Source organism: Acidovorax sp. HMWF018, from assembly GCF_003061035.1.
GTDB lineage: Bacteria > Pseudomonadota > Gammaproteobacteria > Burkholderiales > Burkholderiaceae_C > Acidovorax > Acidovorax delafieldii.
Window position 1 is genome coordinate 1 of sequence record NZ_QAIM01000668.1, and the last position, 1977, is coordinate 1977.

Genomic DNA, 1977 nt, shown 5'->3' on the forward strand with positions numbered 1-1977 from the left:
GATGAGCACCTTTTCGGTGCCTTGCAGGAAGAAGCGCGTGGTCAGTTCGCGCTGCAAGCGGGTCATGGCCGCCACGCCGGCTTCGACGGTGGTGTCGGGCAGCACGATCACGAACTCTTCGCCGCCGTACCGTGCCAGCAAGTCCTGCGGCCGCATGACCTCGCGCGTGACCTGCGCCAGGTGCACCAGGGCAGCGTCGCCCCCCGCGTGGCCCAGCCGGTCATTGATGGTCTTGAAGTTGTCCACGTCCAGAAGCGCCAGGCATAGGGACGAGCCCAGGCGGCGGGCGCGGGCGATCTCGCGTTCCACGGCCTCGTCCAGGCCCTTGCGGTTGAGGCTGCCGGTCAGCGGGTCGTGGCGGGCCTGGGCGCTGGCGCGGTCCAGTTCTTCCTGAAGCTTGGCGACCTCGGCGCGCTTGGCCTCGGTGCGCTCGCGCAGGTCCTGCAGCTCATCGTGGGTCACGCGGCTGTCGAGCGCCATGGCGCGGGTGGCGCTCATCACCTCCTGCAGCACCGGGGCGATCTCCTGCAGCGTGCTGGCCTTGCCGATCAGGTCCGCGCAGCGCTCCATGGTGCCCTGGTAGCTGGTGCTGGATGCGGTGATGCGCGCCAGCCGCTCGATGAAGGTGGCCAGCATCTCCTTCATCTGTTCTTGCGCCTCCAGCGACCGCGCCTTGGCTTCGGTCTGCTTGAAGATCACGTCCTTGAGCCGGCGCTGCACATCGTCCAGCCGCCGCAGCGTCAGAGGCGGGGTCGAGGCACTCATCAGCGCCTCGGCCTGGCCCTGCAGCCAGCGGTCGTCCACGCTGAGCACGGCGATGTTCTCGAAGATCATGTGCAGCAGCTCGAGCAGGCTCGCGCGGATGGAGGCTTGTTCTTCGGTGGCGAACGACAGGCGGTAGCTGAAGTTGCCCAGCATGAGCTGCGCGGTGGTCACCAGGGGCGTGGGTTCGCGCAGAAAAGTGATGAGCTGCTGCGCCATGTCGATGACGCGGGGATCGTCGTCACCCAGGGCGGGCAGGGTGTTGTCGATGAGGCGGGCCAGGGCTTCGGCAAACTCGGCCGGCAGTTCGCCCAGTGCGGCGGGCGCATCGGCCACCTCGATGGGTTTGGAAGCCGTGGCCGGGTGCAGACCCAGATTGGCGTAACCCACCATCACGCTTTGCAGCGATGTCCAGTCCTTGGTGATGATGGCGCGTTCGAACTGGCCCAGCAGGCGTTTTTGCGCAGGTGTCTGGCCGGGCAGCACACGCTGGATGCTGCTCAGCGGTCCCTCGGGGAAAGGCTGCGGGCTGCGGATGCCCGCTATTTCATCGTAGATCGCGAGGTAATTGTCTGGCGTGGGGGCCAGTCGGCGAGCGGCCAGTTGTTTGAGCGTCTCGCGCGCGATCTCGGAAGGTGGTCGGTCGGCCATGGGCGGGCACCAGTGTCAGGAGGCTGGAATGCACAAGTGTGACACAGGCAAGGCGCCGCGCGTGCTGGCACACCGGGCCACACGGGTATGCCAGCCAGGAACATGGGGAGGACCCCTTGCGAGATCTGCCCACACGTTCCAAAGGGGGCGGCTGGCCGTCAGTTCACCATGACCAGTTTGCCCATCACCCCGCGCGAGCCCATGTGGGCATAGGCGGCGGGCAGCTCGGCCATGGGCATAGTGCGGTCGATCACGGGCTTGATCTTGCCCTGGGCATACCACTGTGCCAGCTCGCCCATCATGGCGGCGTTGGCCTTGGGTTCGCGCTTGGCAAAGTCGCCCCAGAACACGCCGACGATGGACGCGCCCTTGAGCAGCGCCAGATTGAACGGCAGGGCCGGGATGGGGCCGGACGCAAACCCGACCACCAGATAGCGGCCGCGCCAAGCGATGGAGCGGAACGCGGGCTCGGCAAAGTCGCCACCCACGGGGTCATAGATCACGTCGGGGCCCTTGCCGTCCGTGAGGGTCTTGATGGCCTCGCGCAGGTTGTCCTTGCTGTAG

At 66.9% G+C, this 1977-nt stretch carries 2 protein-coding genes; both read right to left on the minus strand.

The window, feature by feature from the left end:
• On the minus strand, positions 1–1413 hold a 1413-nt coding region (locus DBR23_RS28320; protein WP_108500272.1), incomplete at its 3' end, for a diguanylate cyclase.
• Positions 1414–1571: 158 nt separating this feature from the next.
• On the minus strand, positions 1572–1977 hold a 406-nt coding region (locus tag DBR23_RS32040), incomplete at its 5' end, for a zinc-binding dehydrogenase (RefSeq protein WP_369882183.1).